Origin of the sequence: Cupriavidus basilensis OR16, from assembly GCF_000243095.1 — a bacterium.
Classification (GTDB): Bacteria; Pseudomonadota; Gammaproteobacteria; order Burkholderiales; family Burkholderiaceae; genus Cupriavidus; species Cupriavidus basilensis_D.
In genome coordinates, this window is the sequence record NZ_AHJE01000013.1 from 123,489 (window position 1) to 140,828 (window position 17,340).

Genomic DNA, 17,340 nt, shown 5'->3' on the forward strand with positions numbered 1-17,340 from the left:
CCACAGGCCACCATCGCTGAAGACGGCAACGATGTAACGACGTAATAACGTAATGACGTAGAAGGCCTTACCCCAAGGCAAAGCACCAACCTCAAAAGGCATCACCATGCAGGACGCGCCCCTCAAACCCTTCCGCTTCGCCGACGCCACCCGCTGGGTGCGCGCGGGCGTGCCGGTGGCGATGGTCACCATCGCCGAGGTGAAAGGCTCCGCCCCGCGCGAGGCGGGCGTGCGCATGCTGGTGACCGCCGACGAACTGGCTGGCACCATCGGCGGCGGCCATCTCGAATGGCGCGGCATGGAGATCGCCCGCACCATGCTGGCCGAGCGCGATGCTACGCGGCAGATCGTGCGCATCCCGCTGGGCCCGGCGCTGGGGCAATGCTGCGGCGGCGTGGTGCTGCTCGCCTTCGAGGTCTTGGGCGAAGCCGACCTGCCGTGGCTGGACGCGGTGCAGGCCGCGTTCGGCACCGGGCGCTCGCTGATGCGCACGGTGCCGCGCACCGGCCCGGTGCTACACGCGGCGGCGCCGGCGCTGCTGCCCTCGGTGGCCTTGCATGCGGACGGTGGCTGGACCGACACCCTGGTGCCGGACGAGCTGCACGTGGTGCTGTTCGGCGCCGGCCACGTGGGCCATGCGCTGGTCAAGGTGCTGGCCAACCTGCCGTGCCAGGTGCACTGGGTGGATGAGCGCGACACCTTGTTCCCGTCCGACCTGCCCGACAACGTCACCCCGGAAGCCAGCGACATCCCCGAGGCGGTGGTCGACCACGCGCCAAGACCAAGCGCGCGCGCTTCGAGCATCGTTGCGGCATCACGGACAAGGCTCCGGCTATGATTGCGGTTGCCATCGTCGCCCAACTGCTGCAGGTTCGCGACCAGCGCCTCGCCCATCTGGGCGCGCTGAGCGCCAGCCACAGCCACAAAGCGGCGAGCACGACGCAAACCAAGACCGCAAAAGGAACCCCATGACGCTCGATGCCGCGCTCGCAGACCGTATTCGCCAGACGCCCAAGGCGGAACTGCATGTCCACATTGAAGGCACGCTCGAGCCCGAGCTGATCTTCCGGCTGGCCCAGCACAACAAGGTCAAGCTGCCGTACGCCAGTGTGGAAGCCTTGCGCGAGGCCTATGCCTTCACCGACCTGCAGTCCTTCCTCGACATCTATTACGCCGGCGCCAGCGTACTGCTGACCGAGGACGATTTCTTCGACATGACGATGGCCTACGTGCAGCGCGCCGTCGCCGACAACGTGCGCCACGCCGAGATCTTCTTCGACCCGCAAACACATACCGAGCGCGGCGTGCCGATCCATGTGGTGATCGATGGCATTTCCGACGCACTCGCCCAGGCCCGCACGCAGTACGATTTTTCCAGCAGCCTGATCCTCTGCTTCCTGCGCCACCTCTCCGAGGAAGACGCCTTTGCCACGCTGGAGGCCGCGCTGCCTTACCGCGACCGCTTCATCGGCATCGGGCTGGATTCCTCCGAGCAGGGCAACCCGCCGGAGAAGTTCGCCCGCGTGTTTGCCCGCGCCCGCGAGCTCGGCCTGCACCTGGTGGCGCATGCCGGCGAGGAAGGCCCGGCGCAGTACGTGACCGACGCGCTCGACATCCTCAAGGTGGAGCGCATCGACCACGGCGTGCGCGCCATCGACGACCCGGCACTGGTCGAGCGGCTGGCCCGCGAGCGCGTGGCGCTGACGGTATGCCCGCTGTCCAACCAGAAGCTCAAGGTCTACCCGGACCTGCGCGACCACTCCTTGCACCGCCTGCTGGAAGCCGGCGTACTGGTCACGCTGCACTCGGACGACCCCGCCTATTTCGGCGGCTATATGAACGCGAACTGGGAAGCCACCTTCGAAGCCATGCCGCTGACCGCGGCCGATGGCCACAAGCTGGCCCGCAACAGTTTCGAGGCGTCGTTCCTGCCCGCCTCGCAAAAGACTGCCTTCCTCGCCGAAGTGGACCACTTCTGGCAATCCCCCCTGCCCGCCGCGGCCTCCACGGCCTGAAGCGCGGCTCACACCAAGATGCCGGCGCGCCATGCGCGCGCCGGCGCATGACGAGACATCGATATGACGACCACGCCCCCCACCCAGTCCATCACCCGCGCCATCCGTGGCCGCGTGCTGCACTTCCTGCGCGACCCCCAGTTTCATGACGACGCGTATCAGTATTGGGAAGACGGGGTGCTGATCGTCACCGCCGGGCATGTCGCCGCGGTTGGCAGCCACGCCGACCTGGCCGACCAGATCCCTGCCGGCGCCGAAGTGATCGACCGCCGCGGCAAGCTGATCGTGCCGGGCTTTATCGACACGCACGTGCACTACCCGCAGACCGACATCATCGCCTCGCCCTCGCCCGGCCTGCTGCACTGGCTCGAGACCTATACCTTCCCCGAAGAGCGCCGCTTTGCCGAGCCGGAGTACGCGGCGGCCGTGGCCGGCTTCTTCGCCGATGAACTGCTGCGCAACGGCACCACCAGCGCGGTGGCCTGGAGCACGGTGCACACGGCCTCGGCCGATGCGCTGTTTGCCGAAGCGGACCGCCGCAACCTGCGCCTGGTGACCGGCAAGGTGATGATGGACCGCAACTGCCCCGAATTCCTGCGCGACACCGCCGAGTCCGGCGCGCGCGATTCGGCCGACCTGATCTCGCGCTGGCACGGCAAGAACCGCCTGTCGTACGCCATCACGCCGCGCTTCGCGCCCACCTCCAGCGAAGCCCAGCTGGAAGCCTGCGGCGAACTGGCCAAGGCCTACCCGGACGCCTTCATCCAGACCCACGTGGCGGAGAACCGCGACGAAGTGAAATGGGTGGCCGAGCTGTTCCCGCAAGCCCGCAGCTATCTCGACATCTACGATCACTACGGCCTGCTGCGCCCGGGCGCGCTGTACGGCCACGCCATCTACCTCGACCAGGACGACCGCAAGCGCCTGGCCGACAGCGGCGCGGCGGTGGCGCACTGCCCCACCTCCAACCTGTTCCTGGGCAGCGGCTTCTATGACTTCCACCAGTCCGACGCGCACCGCCTCAACGTGACGCTCGCCACCGACGTGGGCGGGGGCACCTCGTTCTCGATGCTGCGCACCATGAACGCCGCCCACAAGGTGGCGCGCATGGGCGGCTACCACCTGAGCGCGCTGCGCATGTTCTACCTGGCCACCCGCGCCGCCGCGGATGCACTGGGCTGGAGCGCGCGCGTGGGCAGCTTCACCCCGGGCTGCGAGGCCGACTTCATCGTGCTCGACCCGCAGGCCACGCCGCTGATCGCGCGCCGCAGCGAGCGCTCGGAGACGCTGGAAGAGCAATTGTTCGCCTTCGCCATGCTGGGCGACGACCGCGTGATCGGCGAGGTGTATGTGATGGGCGAGCCGGCGAGCGCATCGGCCGCCGCCGCGCACTAATCATCACTTTCCGGCAAGTGGCACCGGGGCCGGCCTTGCGCGCTTGACCCGGATCAACACCCCTGTCACGCAATCCTTCTAAGCTGTCACATCATCGGCCGCCCTGTGGCCGTGCACCGCTACTCTCGGGCCCATCCCGACCCCGCGTTCGACAACTGAAGGTTTTTGCATGATTGCCACGCAGCAAGCTTCCTTTCCGGAGCCGATTTCCCCTGATGCCCCCCTGCCTTCGCGCAAGATCATCCGCGGCTGGCTGATCCCGCTTGGCGCGCGCAGCACGCCGCGCGCGCTGGCGCTGTTCGCGCTGGACACCGCGCTGTTCCTGGCCGCGCTGGCCGGGGTGGTGCTGTTCTCTCACTGGCTCGCCAAGCTGGCGGCCAGCGTGGCGACGGGGCTCATCATCGCCCGCCTCTTCATCATCGGCCACGATGCCTGCCACCAGAGCCTGACGCCCCGGCGCGGCCTGAACAAATGGCTAGGCCGGCTGACCTTCCTGCCATCGCTCACGCCTTACAGCCTGTGGGAAGTGGGCCACAACGTGGTCCACCACGGCTACTCCAACCTCAAGGGCTTCGACTTTGTCTGGCAGCCTTACTCGCTGGAAGAGTTCCAGGCCCTGCCGCGCTGGCGCCGCGCGCTGGAGCGCGTCTACCGCACCGGCCTTGGCGCTGGCCTGTACTACCTGGTCGAGATCTGGTGGTTCAAGATGTTCTTCCCAAGCCGCCGCCAGATGCCCACGCGCCGCGCCGTCTTCATGTGGGACTGCACGCTGGTGGCGCTCTTCGGCGCCGCGTGGATCGGCGCGCTGGCGTGGCTGGCCATTGCCACCGGGCAGTCGGTCGCGCTGCTGGTCGGGCTGGGCTTCGTGCTGCCGTTCCTGGTCTGGAATTTCACCGTGGGCTTCGTGCTCTACGTGCACCACACCCACACCAGCGTGGCCTGGTACGACACCAAGGCCATGTGGGCGCGCGCCCAGCCCTTCGTCTCCACCACCGTGCACCTGCGCTTTCGCTATGGCATCGGCGCGGCGCTGCACCACATCATGGAGCACACCGCCCACCACGTGGACATGAGCGTGCCGCTGTACCGTCTCAAGCGCGCGCAGGCGCTGCTTGAGCATGCGCTGCCGGGCCGCATCATCGTCCAGAACTTCACCTGGCGCTGGTACTTCCATACCGCGCGCCGCTGCAAGCTGTACGACTTCAAGGCGCTGTGCTGGACCGACTTCCGCGGCCGGCAGACCAGCGCCAACGCGCCGGTGCCGGCATAACGCACGCCCGCCGCAGCCGCCTTGGCTGCGGTTTGCCGGTTTGGGGCGCGTAATACTCAATTACAAAGTCTTTGCCCACTCTTGTCCCGCGGCGCGGCGCTTGCCTCGTTAAGGAAGCTATCGGTCCCCAGGTCATGCCGGCCGAGGGCCGCCCCTTAGACGACGCCTGACGCAAATCAGATTCCACAGGACATAGAGAAAATGGCAACCAGCAAACCCCATGCGCCCTCGCGCCGCCGCCTGCTCCGCGCTGCCCTGCCGGCGCTCGCCTCGCTGGCCGTGCTCGGCAGCCTTGCCGGCTGCGTGACCGAGCGCGTGGTAGTACGGCAGCCGCCGCCTCCGCCGCCCCACCAGGTGGTGCGCAACATGCCGCCGCCGGTGCATGAAGACCGCGGCCCAGCGCCTGCCTACGGCTGGAACTGGGTGCCGGGCCACTGGAAATGGGAAGGCAACGACTGGTTCTGGGCGCACGGCCGCTGGGTCCAGCAGCCGGTGCCGGCGATGCCGCCCGTGATCGTGGAACAAATCACGATTGCCCCGCCCGCGCAGCACGCCTACTGGGTGCCCGGACACTGGGTCTGGCGCTTCGAGGGCGGCGGCTGGGTCTGGATGAAGGGCACCTGGCACGGCTAAGCCCGCACGGGCTCGCCGCCGCCTTGGACGCGCTGTACACGCTAAAGGCAGGCGTGCCCATGCTGCCGGTGGTGGAACCGGTCAGGATGACCGACGCCCCGTCGACCAGCAGCGGCAGCACCCCCTTCACATTGCTGTCGAAAATCTGCTGGTAGTGCGCTTGTGTGATGGCGCCTAGCGGCAGCATGGCGCCGCCGCCGACGTTGGCGAACAGCACATCAAGCCGCCCCGCCTGCCTCTGGATTTGCGCGTACAGGCGGTCCAGGTCGTCCTGAATAGCGCGGCGCCGGCATGATTACTTAGGCGTCGTCACCCTCTTCCCGCTCTGTTCGGCCATGCGCGCGCGCATGGCGTCGGCCGAGCCGATCTGATGGAACAGCGGGCCGCCCGGGGCGAAGCTGTCGGCCGTGGCGAGCCTGCCGACCACCACCGGATCGAAGCCGGCATCGCGCACCAGTTGCTCGCCGATGCGCAGGGCCTTTGGATCGTCGGCGGCGATCGGCACCGCGATCAGGCCCTCGGCCCGGTGATTCTCGTTCGCGAAGTCGGTGGCGCCCATGAAATTGAAGGCGCGCACGATATGCGCGCCACGCAGGTACTTTGCGGTGGTCATGCCGATGCCCTTGCGCTTCGCCTCTTCGGCGACCGCGCCATCGCGCGCGCGCACGGCATTGGTCGCATCCACCACGCGCGGGCAAGCGGGCCGAGTTTTTCGACTAGCGGCTTGAGTTCATCCGGGTGGCGCGAGGAAAACAGGACGGGGTGGCCAGCCTTCACCCACAGGCCGCCAACCGTGCTGCCGATGTGGCCCGCGCCGATCACGCCAATGGGCATTGGCGCGCCATCCCGGCCAGGCTGCGCGCGCAAGCGCGAAGGCAAGAGTCCCAGCCACATCGCCAGCAAGGCGAGCGCGGTGCTGCCGGTGAGCAGGCGGCGGCGCCAGTCGATCGTTTCGGCGGACTCTGGAAACGGCATGGCGGACTCCTCGATCCGGCAAAGATCTTGATGGTGCAACACAGCAATCGGATGCATCGTGCCAGGGACGCCTTCAAACTCTAGGCGAAAAATGCAGCGCGCGCCGCCGGCTCGCCGCCGCGTGACCGATTTGGCGCTTGCCCGCGCACAGGATGATGTGCTCCAACTCGGCCGAATCGCTAGCTGGTAGATGTAGGTCAGCAAGCCCGTTGCGGCCGCGGTCACGTAGCTGCCGTCCTGCTGCCGCGCAAAGCTCGACAAGCCGGTAAGCTGGGACCGGATCGTCGTGTAGCTCAGGTTGAGCTCGCCAGTCCGGACCTCCGGCCGTCAACTGCACGGCCGCCGGACCGTCGATCACTGATGCTCGGTAGTGGGCCTGCCTGTGCGGCAGGCCCGTTGCTCAGCTTAGTTGGTGGTCTTCGCTCCGGCCTCGAACCACTGGCCCAGCAGCGCGCGCTACGGCACGGGCGCGATCATCACCGCGACCACTGCCAGCACGGCCACGCCGGCAGCCGGCCACGCGATGTTGATCTTGCCCTTGTGCTTGAGGATGAAGAACTGGCGAATCAGCACGCCGGCCAGCATGACCAGCACCAGCACAGCCCAGTTGTACTTGTAGCTGTAGGTCATGCTGTAGTGGTTCGACAGCATGGCAAACAGCACCGGCAGCGTGAAGTACGTGTTGTGCACGCTGCGCTGCTTGGCGTTCTTGCCATGCACCGGATCCACCTCGCCCGCGCGCAGCGCGGCAACCACCTTGCGCTGCCCCGGGATGATCCACACCAGCACGTTGGCGCTCATGATGGTCGCGATCATCGCGCCGGTCAGCAGGAATGCCGCGCGGCCCGAGAACACGTGGCAGGCCACGAACGCGGCCAGCGCCACGTAGATCGCCACCAGGATGCCGACGGTGCGGTCGCTCTTGCCGAACACGCGGCAGATGCAGTCGTACACCAGCCAGCCCACGCCGAGATACGACAGCGCAAACCCGATCGCCGCGCCAGGCGACATGTCCATCACGTTCTTGTCGATCAGGAACGTGCTGGCGTTGAACAGGTACAGCACCACCAGCAGGCCGAAGCCGGTCATCCAGGTGGAATACGACTCCCAGTAGAACCAGTGCAGGTTCTCCGGCAGCGTCTTGGGCGCGCTCAGGTATTTCTGCGGGTTGTAGAACCCGCCGCCGTGTACCGCCCACAGTTCGCCGCCCACGCCCTTCTCCTGCAGGTCGGGGTCGTCGGGACGAGTCAGGCTGTTGTCGAGCCAGACGAAATAAAACGAGGAACCGATCCACGCGATCGCCGTGATGACGTGCACCCAGCGCAGCAGCAGATTGGCCCAGTCGAGGATATAGCCTTCCATCTCTTGTCTCCTTTATTGCCCGTCGCCGCGCTTAGCTGCCGCGGTAGGTCGAGTAGGACCACGGGGAGACCAGCAGTGGCACGTGGTAGTGCGCGCTGGTGTCGGCAATGCCGAAACGCAGCGTCACCACGTCAAGGAAAGCCGGTTCGGGCAGCTTGGTGCCCTGGGTGCGGAAATAATCGCCGGCGCCGAACTCCAGCTCGTACACCCCGACCGCCATGGTGTCGCCATCCAGCAGGGGCTGGTCGCAGCGGCCATCGTGGTTGGTGACGACTGTCTTCAGCGTCTCCTTGCGATTGTCGACAATTTTATGCAGGGCAATCGACATGCCGGCGCCGGGCGTGCCGGCTGCGGTGTCGAGTACATGTGTGGTCAAGCGTCCCATCCTGTTATTCCTTAGGGCTTTGGGTTGTGAGAGGCGCCGCTGCCTTCACTAGCACCATTTGTGGGAATGGTGCCCGCTCGGTACGTATTTCTAACGCATCCCGGCGCTGGACTGGTGCATGGCGACAATGCTTCGCACCAGTCCGGATGGCAACTCAGGAATTACCCTGACTTGTCGAAAACCTAGCTCGGTTTTGTTGACAATATTGCCGTGCTAACCAAATAATTGTCAACAATTTTTGGGGCGCGCTACTCGGCTTCACCCGCTTTCTGCGGCGCGCCGCTCCCCTCCTCACCGATACGCTGGTGCCAAGATGTCCAAGAGTCTCAAGCTGATCGCCGGTGTCGAAGACACCGCCGCCCCGACCGAAATCAAGCCCGCCCGCAAGGGCTCCGTCGAGGAGCGCATGTATCACGAGATCTATGACGCGATCATGGAGCACCGGCTGCCCCCGCGCACCAAGCTGACGGAGCACTCGCTGTGCGAGATCTATGCCACCGCGCGCCACACGGTGCGCAAGGTGCTGGCGCACCTGGCCGCCGACGGCATGGTCGATCTCGAACCCAATCGCGGCGCGTTTATCGCCAGCCCCTCCACCGATGAAGCGCACGACATGTTCGAGCTGCGCCAGATGCTGGAGCGCGCCGTGCTGGAAAAGCTCGCCGGCATGCGCGACGTCAAGCGCGTGATCGCGCCGCTGCGCAAGATGGTTGCGGCCGAACGCCAGGCGTTTCTCACCAACGAGCGGCCCAAGTGGATCCGCCTGTCGGCCGAGTTCCATACCGCGCTGGCCGAGCTTTCCGGCAACGCGCTGCTGGTCACCATGATGCGCCGGCTGGTCTCGCGCACCACGCTGATGATCGCCAGCGTCGAGGCGCCGGGCAATAACGCCTGCTCCTTCGACGAGCACGAAGAGATCCTCGATGCACTGGAACAGGGCGATGCCGCCCTTGCCCAGAGCCGCATGGCGCACCATCTCGGCGCTTGCGCCGACCGGGTCCAGCCCGATGAACCGGGCAATTTCGATCTTCGCAGCGTGCTGGGGCACTCCACCTAGCAAGTTGTTCCCGTTGCCACCCTGCGGCCAAGGCCCGATTCCTGCTCAAGAAAAGCGCGTCTCCGATGAGGCGCGCCGCCGGAATCACATACTGAGAGCCACCCCGCCCGGCAGCGTTCCCATCAAATCCAAAGGAGAGGAGACACATCCATGACTAGCGCTAGCACCACGGTCACAATTGACCAAACCAACGAGCGGCTGCCTTGGCCGGCTGCTTGCGCTCGGCCTGCAGCACGTGCTGGTGATGTATGCCGGTACCGTCGCGGTGCGTGACCTTTGCCTCGGTGGCGCCGATGATCGCCATCGGCTCCGACCCCAACGTGGGCCTGCTGGGCATCTACGGCGCGGTGATTGCCGCGGGGGTGTTCGGCATCCTGGTGGCGCCGCTGATGGGACGCATGCTCGGGCTGTTCCCGCCTGTCGTCACCGGCACGGTGATCACGCTGATCGGGGTATCGCTGATGCGGGTGGGCATCAACTGGGCGGCCGGCGGCCAGCCCACCACCCGCGCCGTGATCGACGGCGTGGTCAAGGATGTGCCAAACCTTGCCTATGGCGACCTGGGCAACCTGGGCATCGCGGCGCTGGTGCTGGTGGCGGTCCTGTTGCTGAGCAAGTACGGCCGCGGCCTGATCTCCAACTGCGCGGTGCTGCTCGGCATCGTGATCGGCACCCTGGTGGCGATGGCGATGGGCAAGGTCTCCTTCGAAGGCCTGAACGACGCCAGCGCGATCGCGCTCATCACGCCGCTGCACTTCGGCATCCCGACCTTCGACATTCCCGCCATCCTGTCGATGTGCGTGGTGATGCTGATCACGCTGGTGGAATCCACCGGCATGTTCCTCGCGCTGGCCGATATCACCGGCAAGCGCCTGTCCAACCAGGACCTGACCCGCGGCCTGCGTGCCGACGGCCTTGGCACCGTGATCGGCGGCGTGTTCAATACCTTCCCTTACACTTCGTTCTCGCAGAACGTGGGCCTGGTGACGGTGACCGGCGTGCGCTCGCGCTATGTGGCGGTGGCCGGCGGCATCATCCTGATCGGCCTGGGGCTGTTCCCGAAGATGGCGCACATCGTCGCCTCGGTGCCGCAGTTCGTGCTCGGCGGCGCGGGCATCGTGATGTTCGGCATGGTGGCCGCCACCGGCATCCGCATCCTGGGCTCGTGCGATTTCAACCGCAACCGCTTCAACCTGTTCATCGTCGCCATCTCGATCGGCTTCGGCATGATCCCGACGCTGGCGCCGACCTTCTTCCAGTACCTGCCCAAGTGGACCGACCCGTTCACCCACAGCGGCATCGTGCTGGGCACCATCGTGGCCGTTGTGCTCAACGTCTTCTTCAACGGCGTCCAGTCGCGTGAAGAGGCGATGCGCAACGCCGCGGCCAACTCGCACGGCACGGAATAAGCCCAGCCGGCGGCGGCCGGCACAGTTTCCTGAAGAACCATGACCCAGATGACAAGCCACAACTATCCACGCGATCTGATCGGTTACGGCAGCCAACCCCCGCACGCCCGCTGGCCGGGCGGTGCGCGCATTGCGCTGCAGTTCGTCCTCAACTATGAAGAGGGCGGCGAAAACAACGTGCTGCACGGCGATGCCGGCTCCGAGCAGTTCCTCTCCGAGATCATCGGGGCGGCGGCTTACCCCGACCGTCACATGAGCATGGAGGGCGTGTACGAGTACGGCTCGCGTGCCGGCGTCTGGCGCATCCTGCGCGAGTTCGAGCAGCGCGGGCTGCCGCTGACGATCTTTGGCGTGTCAATGGCATTGCAGCGCCATCCGGAGCTGACCCGTGCCTTCGTCGAACTCGGCCACGAGATCGCCTGCCACGGCTGGCGCTGGATCCACTACCAGGGCATGGACGAAGCCACCGAGCGCGAGCACATGCGCATCGGCATGCAGATCATCAAGGAGCTGACCGGGTCGCTGCCACTCGGCTGGTACACCGGCCGCGACAGCCCCAACACGCGCCGGCTGGTGGTAGAGCACGGCGGGCTGCTGTACGACTCGGACTACTACGGCGACGACCTGCCCTTCTGGACCGAGGTGGAGGTCAGCAGCGGCGAGACCAAGTCGCACCTGGTGGTGCCCTATACGCTCGACTCCAACGACATGCGCTTTGCCACGCCACAAGGCTTCAACACCGGCGAACAGTTCTTCCAGTACCTCAAGGACGCCTTCGACGTGCTCTACGCCGAGGGCGACCCGCAGGGGCTGGACCGCCCGAAGATGCTGTCGGTCGGCATGCACTGCCGCCTGCTGGGCCGCCCGGGCCGCATGCGCGGGCTGCAGCGCTTTCTGGACTACGTGCAAGGCCATGACAAGGTCTGGATCTGCCGGCGCGTGGATATCGCGCGTCACTGGGCCGAAACCCATCCCTACTCCGCACAGAACCACGCATAAGCCCAACCATGAGCCAGACCTACACCCTCGACCAACTCAACGCCCTGCCGGCCGCCGACTTCATCCAGGTGCTCGGCGGTATCTATGAACATTCTGCGTGGGTGGCCGAAGCCGCCGCCACGCAGCGCCCCTTCGCCCACGCTGCCGCGCTGGCCGACGCCATGCGCGCCATCGTGGACGGCGCAGGTGACGCCGCCCAGATCAAGCTGGTGCGCGCCCACCCGGAACTGGCCGGCAAGGCCGCCGTGCGCGGCGAACTGACCGCCGAGTCGACCCGCGAGCAAAGCGGCGCCGGCCTGGACCAGTGCTCCGCCGAGCAGTTCGAGCAACTCCAGTCGCTCAACCGCCAGTACAACGAGAAATTCGGCTTTCCCTTCATCCTGGCCGTGCGCGGCTACGACCGCGCCGGCATCATCGGCGAGTTCGCAAGGCGCGTGAACAACGAGGCGGCCGCAGAGTTGCAAACTTGCATCAACCAGATCCACCGCATTGCGCAATTCCGCCTGAACGACTTAGTATCCGGCTGAGCAAAAAAAGCAGCCATTTCGCTACCGCTGCATTACCCAATCCGCTGTGACGGGCATTGCCCGGACCGAGCCCAGGTCCGGCGCCTGCCCGGCACCAATGGAAATTGCAGCAGAACCAAGAAAACGAATAGAACCCGTCAGGGACCCAGTACACAAGAAGCGCAACGGATCAACCACGGAGAATCCCACAATGCATAAGCAGATCAAGCCGGCCCTCAAGCTGGCAGCGATGGCGGCAGCCCTTTTCAGCGGCGCGGCCATGGCGCAATCCAGCGTCACGCTGTACGGCCAGGCCGACATGTTCGTCGGGGGCGTGAAGAACCCCGGCGCCGCCAGCCGCGCCTATGTCGCCAACTCGGGCGGCATGCAGACCTCGTACTGGGGCATCAAGGGCACCGAAGACCTCGGCAACGGCACCAAGGCCATCTTCGACCTGAACGGCTTCTTCCGCACCGACAGCGGCTCCTCGGGCCGCTTCAACGGCGACTCGATGTTCAGCCGCAACGCCTTCGTAGGCCTGCAGAACGACACGCTGGGCACCATCAAGCTGGGCCGCAACACCACGCCTTACTTCGTGTCGACCATCCTGTTCAACCCGCTGATCGACTCCTACGTGTTCTCGCCGATGGTGTTCCACACCTATTTCGGCGCCTCCACGGCCCGCGTAAGCGACCCCGGCATCATCGGCGATTCGGGCTGGAACAACTCGCTGCTGTACTCCACGCCGAACTTCGGCGGCCTGACCGCCAACGTGATCTACTCGTTTGGCGAGAAGGCAGGTTCCACCGGCCAGAACAAGTGGGGCGGCAACCTGATGTATTTCAACGGCCCGTTCGCTGCCACGCTGGCCTTCCAGCAAGTCAAGTTCGACAGCACGCCGGGTGACGTGACCTCATCGACCAGCCCGCTGCTGGTTGGCTTCAGCAAGCAGAACGCGGTGCAAGGCGGCGTGAGCTACGACTTCAAGATCGTCAAGCTGTTCGCGCAAGCCCAGTACATCAAGTCGGACATCAACAACAACGTCAACGGCGACATCAAGCACACCAACGGCCAGGTCGGCGTTTCGGTGCCGGTGGGCAACGGCAATGTGCTGGCGTCCTACGCTTACGACAAGACCAAGAACTCCGTCGCTGACTTCAAGCGCAACACGTTGGCCGTCGCTTACGACTACAACCTGTCCAAGCGCACCGACGTCTACGCGGCTTACTTCTACGACAAGATCACCGACACGTCGCACGGCGACACCTTCGGTGTTGGCCTGCGCCACAAGTTCTGACGCGTTCCCCTTGTCAACGGGAATTGATACCCGCCCTCGTGGCGGGTTTTTTTATGCCCTCCGGCGCGGCGTAGCGCGTCATGGCGCGGCACCGGCCCGTGTTGCCGGACTAGGCCTTCCCGTGCCGCGGGCCTTGCTTGGGGCGCGGCGCCTGCAGGCTCACCAGCATCTGCCCGAACTCGCGGGCGGCCGGTGTCTTCTCGCCGTCGCTCCAGATCAGCGCGAAATCGGCCGCCGGCAGCGGCGGCAGGCCGTACTGGCCATCGACCACTTTCATGCCCGGCTTGAGGTCGCCGCGGATCTGCACCGAGGCGCCGAGCCCTGCCAGCACCGCCGTGCGGATGCCCTCCTGGCTTGGCGACGTGAAGGCGACGTGCCACGCCATGGAGGTGCCCTCCAGCGCTGCCATGCCCACCTGCCGGTTGACGCACGGCGCCGGCGACAGCGCGAGCGGCAACGACGCACCCGGCGCGATGTCGAACGCCTCGGCAGCGGCCCACACAAACCGCGTGTGCTGCAGCACCGTGCCGCCCTCCCCGCCGGGCTCCGCCAGCACCACGGCAAGATCCAGTTCGCCAGCCTTGATCATCGCGCGCAAGTCCAGGTACGTGCCCACGTTCACATCGAGGCGCACCTCGGGAAATGCCCGCGCGAAGCGTGACAGCAGCTGCGGCAGCCGCTCGCCCAGGAAGGTTTCCGGCACGCCGAACCGCACCACGCCGCAAACGGGAGATGGCTGGAAGCGGCGGGATGGCTGGAAGCGGCGGGAAAGCGCATCGAGCGAGGCCAGGATCCGCTGCGCGTGCTGGAGAAAATCGTTGCCGTCCTCGGTCAGGGTCAGGGTGCGCGTGGTGCGGTACAGCAGCGGCCGGCCTACCTGCTCTTCGAGCCGCCGGATCTGATGGCTGACCGCGGACTGCGTCAGGTGCAGCCTTTGCGCCGCGCGCGTGAAACCGCCGGTTTCCTTGACGGCGACGAAGGCCCGCAGCAGGGTCGGATCAAAATCCATGGTTTCGTCTTGATATTAATGATGAGTGCTAATGAATCGAAGGAAATTAGATCATTTCTATCATAGCGAGGACTCGCCCACAATGTGCGCCAAGACCGGCGTCTTGCACGACGCCATCCGTTCCCCGCAACCGGATTCGCCTGGAAAGCACCATTGATGCGCCTCACTCATTCCCGTAAAAACCAAATGGCACTGGCCGCCGTCTGCCTGGCCGCGCTGATGTTCGGCCTGGAGATCTCCAGCGTGCCGGTCATACTGCCCACCCTTGAGCGTGTCCTGCACGGCGACTTCAGGGACATGCAATGGATCATGAACGCCTACACCATCGCCTGCACCACGGTGCTGATGGCGGCCGGAACGCTGGCTGACCGCTTTGGCCGCAAGCGCATTTTCATCGCCGGCATTGCCTTGTTCGGCATCGCCTCCCTGATCTGCGGCCTGGCGCAAAGCGCCGCCGTGCTGATTGCCAGCCGATTTCTCCAGGGCATGGCCGGCGGTGCGATGCTGATCTGCCTGGTGGCGATCCTGTCGCATCAGTTCCAGGAGGGCAAGGAACGCAGCAAGGCCTTTGGCGCATGGGGCATCGTGTTCGGGATCGGCCTGGGTTTCGGGCCCATCGCCGGCGGCATGATCGTCGCCGTCTCCAACTGGCAATGGGTGTTCCTGGTCCACGTGCTGATTGCCATCGTGACCCTGGCGCTGGTATTCGCCGGTGTGGAAGAGTCGCGCGATCCGCAGGCGGGCAAGCTCGATATCGCGGGCATCGTCACCCTGTCGCTGGCCGTTTTTGGCCTGGCTTATCTGATCACGCAGGGGCCGGACGCGGGTGTTTCGCGCACCGCCGCTATCGGCTTGATGGCCGCGACGGCGGCCAGCTTCGTGGCATTCCTGCTGGCGGAAAAACGCAACCCGCATCCGATGTTCGATGTCTCGGTATTGCGCATCCGGGACTTCTCTGGCGCCCTGCTTGGCTCCATGGGCATGAACTTCAGCTTCTGGCCGCTCATGATCTACCTGCCGCTCTATTTCCAGGGTGGCCTGGGCTACGGCAGCGTGGCCGCCGGTCTGTCCTTGCTGGCCTATACGCTGCCCACGCTGTTGTTCCCGCCGCTGGGCGAACGCCTGGCGCTGCGCTACCGGCCCGGCGTCGTCATTCCCCTGGGCTTGTTCACGATCGGGCTGGGCTTCATGCTCATGAAGGTCGGCAGCAGCCTGGCGCAGGCAAGCTGGTTGACCATGCTCCCGGGTTCGCTGCTGGCCGGCATCGGCCTGGGCATCACCAACACGCCGGTGACCAATACCACCACCGGGTCGGTCCCCAGCAGCCGCGCGGGCATGGCGTCCGGCATCGACATGAGCGCGCGGATGATCTCGCTGGCGGTCAATATCGCGTTGATGGGATTCATCCTGGTCGCGGGTATCTCGTCGTACCTGAAGCGCGCCTTTCCCGGGGCGTTCGATGCGTTGCAGTTGCGCGCACTGGCGCAACGCATTGCCGCCGGCAACCTGGACTCGCTCGGGAGCGCCTTCACGCAACTGCCCGCGCTGGATGCATCCGGCGCCACATTTCATGCGGCGCTGGTCCATGGCTTTGGCTGGGTGATGCTGTATGGCGGGATCAGCGCCTGGGTCCTGGCCTTGCTCAGCCTGATGGTGTTCGCCCCGGGCAAACGGGGGCAGCGCGGGCGCCAGGCGGTTGCCGATCCCGCGTGCCGCTCCGCCTAGAAGCCCACCGTCATCGCTGCGTTGAAGGTGCGCGGCGCGCCGAATGCTGCAGTGCGATAGAGACAAACTACCGAAATTCAGGATCGAAAGTCGCCGCCCAATAGGCCGATTCAATTGGCGAGCCAGCGCCTGCGTGCCTAGATTTAGGTTCCAGGCAACAAGACGGCAACGGACGAGGTGACTCATGCAGCGTAATGCAAAGACACGGTCGGAGTTGATGGCCATCCTGAACCAGTTCCTCAACAACAATCCAGAGTGCGGCGAGTGCGAACTGCACGCCATGCGAGTTCACCAGCCCGACCACACCGGTTGTAACTGGAGCGCGGAAGTCGATTTCCCGCGCGAGGAGGAGGACCATTTGCCAACCCGGCTGGCAGCGGCCAAATCCATCATCGTCGTGATGCGCGAGCAGTACAACATGCTGCAGTAGCAGTAGCAGTAGCAGTAGCAGTAGCAGTAGCAGTAGCAGCAACAGGATCAGGGCAGGACAGGTTTTCCGGGCCGGCGGAACTGCAGCACAAGCCGGTCAAACAAAACGGGGCTCCAGAGGAGCCCCGTTCTCATTGGGCGGCGGCCGGCCGGCAAGCCGGCCGCGCCGCAGGATCAGCGCGCCGCGTTGGCGTTGGCTTCCGCCACCGCTACCGCCGTCATGTTGACGATGCGGCGGGTGGTGGCTTGCGGGTTGAGGATGTGCACCGGCTTGGCCGCGCCCAGCAGGATCGGGCCAATGGTGACGCCTTGCCCGCCCGTGATCTTAAGCAGGTTGAAGGCGATATTGGCCGCGTCCAGCGTCGGCATGACCAGCAGGTTGGCGCTGCCGGCCAGCTTGGTGCCCGGCAGGAAGTGACGGCGCACGTCCTGACGAAGGTGTCGGTGATGAACAGCGTGTATTTCTCGAGCATCAGCGCGTTCATTGCGGCGAACACCTTGGCGCCCGGCGCCAGCCCGATCACGTCACGCACATGCTCCAGGTGGGCTTCAAAGCGGCCCACGGTGCCGCACAGCAGCGCGTCGGCATCGCCCATATGCATCAGCATGGTGCCGATCAGCGTATTGGAGCGGCGCAGCGCCACCTTGGCCATGTCGGGCGTGACGCCATCGCGGCCACGCAGCGCGTGGTAGGCCTCGTGGTAGGCGCGGTAGCGCGGATCGTCTTCCGGGTTGATCAGCTCGAAGTCCGTGCCGGCCTTCAGGCGCAAGCCGGCTTTCTCGATGCGCATCTGGATCACGTGCGGGCGGCCGATCAGGATCGGGCGCGCCAGGCCTTCGTCCACCACGGTCTGCACCGCGCGCAGCACGCGCT

General features: G+C 65.7%; 12 protein-coding genes and 7 pseudogenes. 12 read left to right on the top strand and 7 right to left on the bottom strand.

Features of this window, described 5'->3' with window-relative positions; genetic code table 11:
- The first annotated feature begins 106 nt into the window (after window positions 1–106).
- The 5 genes and pseudogenes from xdhC to OR16_RS39540 all read left to right on the top strand — a co-directional run bounded on the left by xdhC (window position 107) and on the right by OR16_RS39540 (window position 5,313).
- Window positions 107–972, top strand: a pseudogene (gene xdhC, locus OR16_RS04980) (xanthine dehydrogenase accessory protein XdhC).
- Complete coding sequence (locus tag OR16_RS04985) at window positions 969–2,015, top strand: adenosine deaminase (protein ID WP_006156870.1); 1,047 nt, start codon at window positions 969–971, stop codon at window positions 2,013–2,015. Before xdhC ends, OR16_RS04985 begins: the two are co-directional and overlap by 4 nt.
- A gap of 63 nt (window positions 2,016–2,078) precedes the next feature.
- Window positions 2,079–3,410: a guanine deaminase gene (gene guaD / locus OR16_RS04990; RefSeq protein ID WP_006156871.1), complete on the top strand. Its 1,332-nt coding sequence runs from the start codon at window positions 2,079–2,081 to the stop codon at window positions 3,408–3,410.
- 169 nt (window positions 3,411–3,579) lie between these two features.
- Window positions 3,580–4,680: a fatty acid desaturase gene (locus OR16_RS04995; protein WP_006156872.1), complete on the top strand. Its 1,101-nt coding sequence runs from the start codon at window positions 3,580–3,582 to the stop codon at window positions 4,678–4,680.
- Window positions 4,681–4,881: 201 nt separating this feature from the next.
- A complete protein-coding gene (locus OR16_RS39540; RefSeq protein ID WP_006156873.1) occupies window positions 4,882–5,313 on the top strand; it encodes a YXWGXW repeat-containing protein in 432 nt (143 codons plus the stop codon).
- Window positions 5,314–5,329: 16 nt separating this feature from the next.
- Here the strand turns inward: OR16_RS39540 and OR16_RS40915 are convergent.
- From OR16_RS40915 to uraH, 5 genes and pseudogenes are all read right to left on the bottom strand, one after another.
- Window positions 5,330–5,581: pseudogene (locus tag OR16_RS40915) on the bottom strand (SDR family NAD(P)-dependent oxidoreductase); the annotation flags it as partial.
- Between the two features lie 27 nt (window positions 5,582–5,608).
- Window positions 5,609–6,288: pseudogene (locus OR16_RS05005) on the bottom strand (NADPH-dependent F420 reductase).
- 162 nt (window positions 6,289–6,450) lie between these two features.
- Window positions 6,451–6,609, bottom strand: a pseudogene (locus OR16_RS45340) (efflux RND transporter periplasmic adaptor subunit); the annotation flags it as partial.
- Between the two features lie 138 nt (window positions 6,610–6,747).
- Window positions 6,748–7,650 (bottom strand): annotated as a pseudogene (locus OR16_RS05010) (urate hydroxylase PuuD); the annotation flags it as partial.
- Window positions 7,651–7,681: 31 nt separating this feature from the next.
- Window positions 7,682–8,035, bottom strand: a complete 354-nt coding sequence (gene uraH, locus OR16_RS05015) for a hydroxyisourate hydrolase (RefSeq protein WP_006156875.1) — start codon at window positions 8,033–8,035, stop codon at window positions 7,682–7,684.
- 313 nt (window positions 8,036–8,348) lie between these two features.
- On the opposite strand from uraH, the gene OR16_RS05020 reads away from it, so the two are divergent.
- The 5 genes and pseudogenes from OR16_RS05020 to OR16_RS05040 all read left to right on the top strand — a co-directional run bounded on the left by OR16_RS05020 (window position 8,349) and on the right by OR16_RS05040 (window position 13,303).
- A complete protein-coding gene (locus OR16_RS05020; protein ID WP_006156876.1) occupies window positions 8,349–9,092 on the top strand; it encodes a GntR family transcriptional regulator in 744 nt (247 codons plus the stop codon).
- A gap of 150 nt (window positions 9,093–9,242) precedes the next feature.
- Window positions 9,243–10,501 (top strand): annotated as a pseudogene (locus OR16_RS05025) (nucleobase:cation symporter-2 family protein).
- Window positions 10,502–10,549: 48 nt separating this feature from the next.
- Window positions 10,550–11,500 (top strand): allantoinase PuuE, encoded by a 951-nt coding sequence (gene puuE, locus OR16_RS05030; protein WP_043418540.1) that lies wholly within the window; start codon window positions 10,550–10,552, stop codon window positions 11,498–11,500.
- An 8-nt stretch (window positions 11,501–11,508) separates the two neighbouring features.
- Window positions 11,509–12,027 (top strand): 2-oxo-4-hydroxy-4-carboxy-5-ureidoimidazoline decarboxylase, encoded by a 519-nt coding sequence (gene uraD / locus OR16_RS05035; RefSeq protein ID WP_006156879.1) that lies wholly within the window; start codon window positions 11,509–11,511, stop codon window positions 12,025–12,027.
- A 190-nt stretch (window positions 12,028–12,217) separates the two neighbouring features.
- Window positions 12,218–13,303 (top strand): porin, encoded by a 1,086-nt coding sequence (locus OR16_RS05040; RefSeq protein WP_006156880.1) that lies wholly within the window; start codon window positions 12,218–12,220, stop codon window positions 13,301–13,303.
- Between the two features lie 109 nt (window positions 13,304–13,412).
- Here OR16_RS05040 and OR16_RS05045 read toward each other — a convergent pair whose 3' ends face one another.
- Entirely contained in the window at window positions 13,413–14,312 is a 900-nt protein-coding gene (locus OR16_RS05045) for a LysR substrate-binding domain-containing protein (protein ID WP_006156881.1), read from the bottom strand.
- Window positions 14,313–14,498: 186 nt separating this feature from the next.
- Here OR16_RS05045 and OR16_RS05050 point away from each other — a divergent pair, with 186 nt between their 5' ends.
- Together OR16_RS05050 and OR16_RS05055 are read left to right on the top strand one after the other, a co-directional pair.
- Complete coding sequence (locus tag OR16_RS05050) at window positions 14,499–16,037, top strand: MFS transporter (protein WP_006156882.1); 1,539 nt, start codon at window positions 14,499–14,501, stop codon at window positions 16,035–16,037.
- A 184-nt stretch (window positions 16,038–16,221) separates the two neighbouring features.
- Window positions 16,222–16,467, top strand: a complete 246-nt coding sequence (locus tag OR16_RS05055) for a hypothetical protein (protein WP_043418489.1) — start codon at window positions 16,222–16,224, stop codon at window positions 16,465–16,467.
- Between the two features lie 173 nt (window positions 16,468–16,640).
- Here OR16_RS05055 and OR16_RS40920 read toward each other — a convergent pair.
- Window positions 16,641–17,340: pseudogene (locus OR16_RS40920) on the bottom strand (phosphate acyltransferase); the annotation flags it as partial.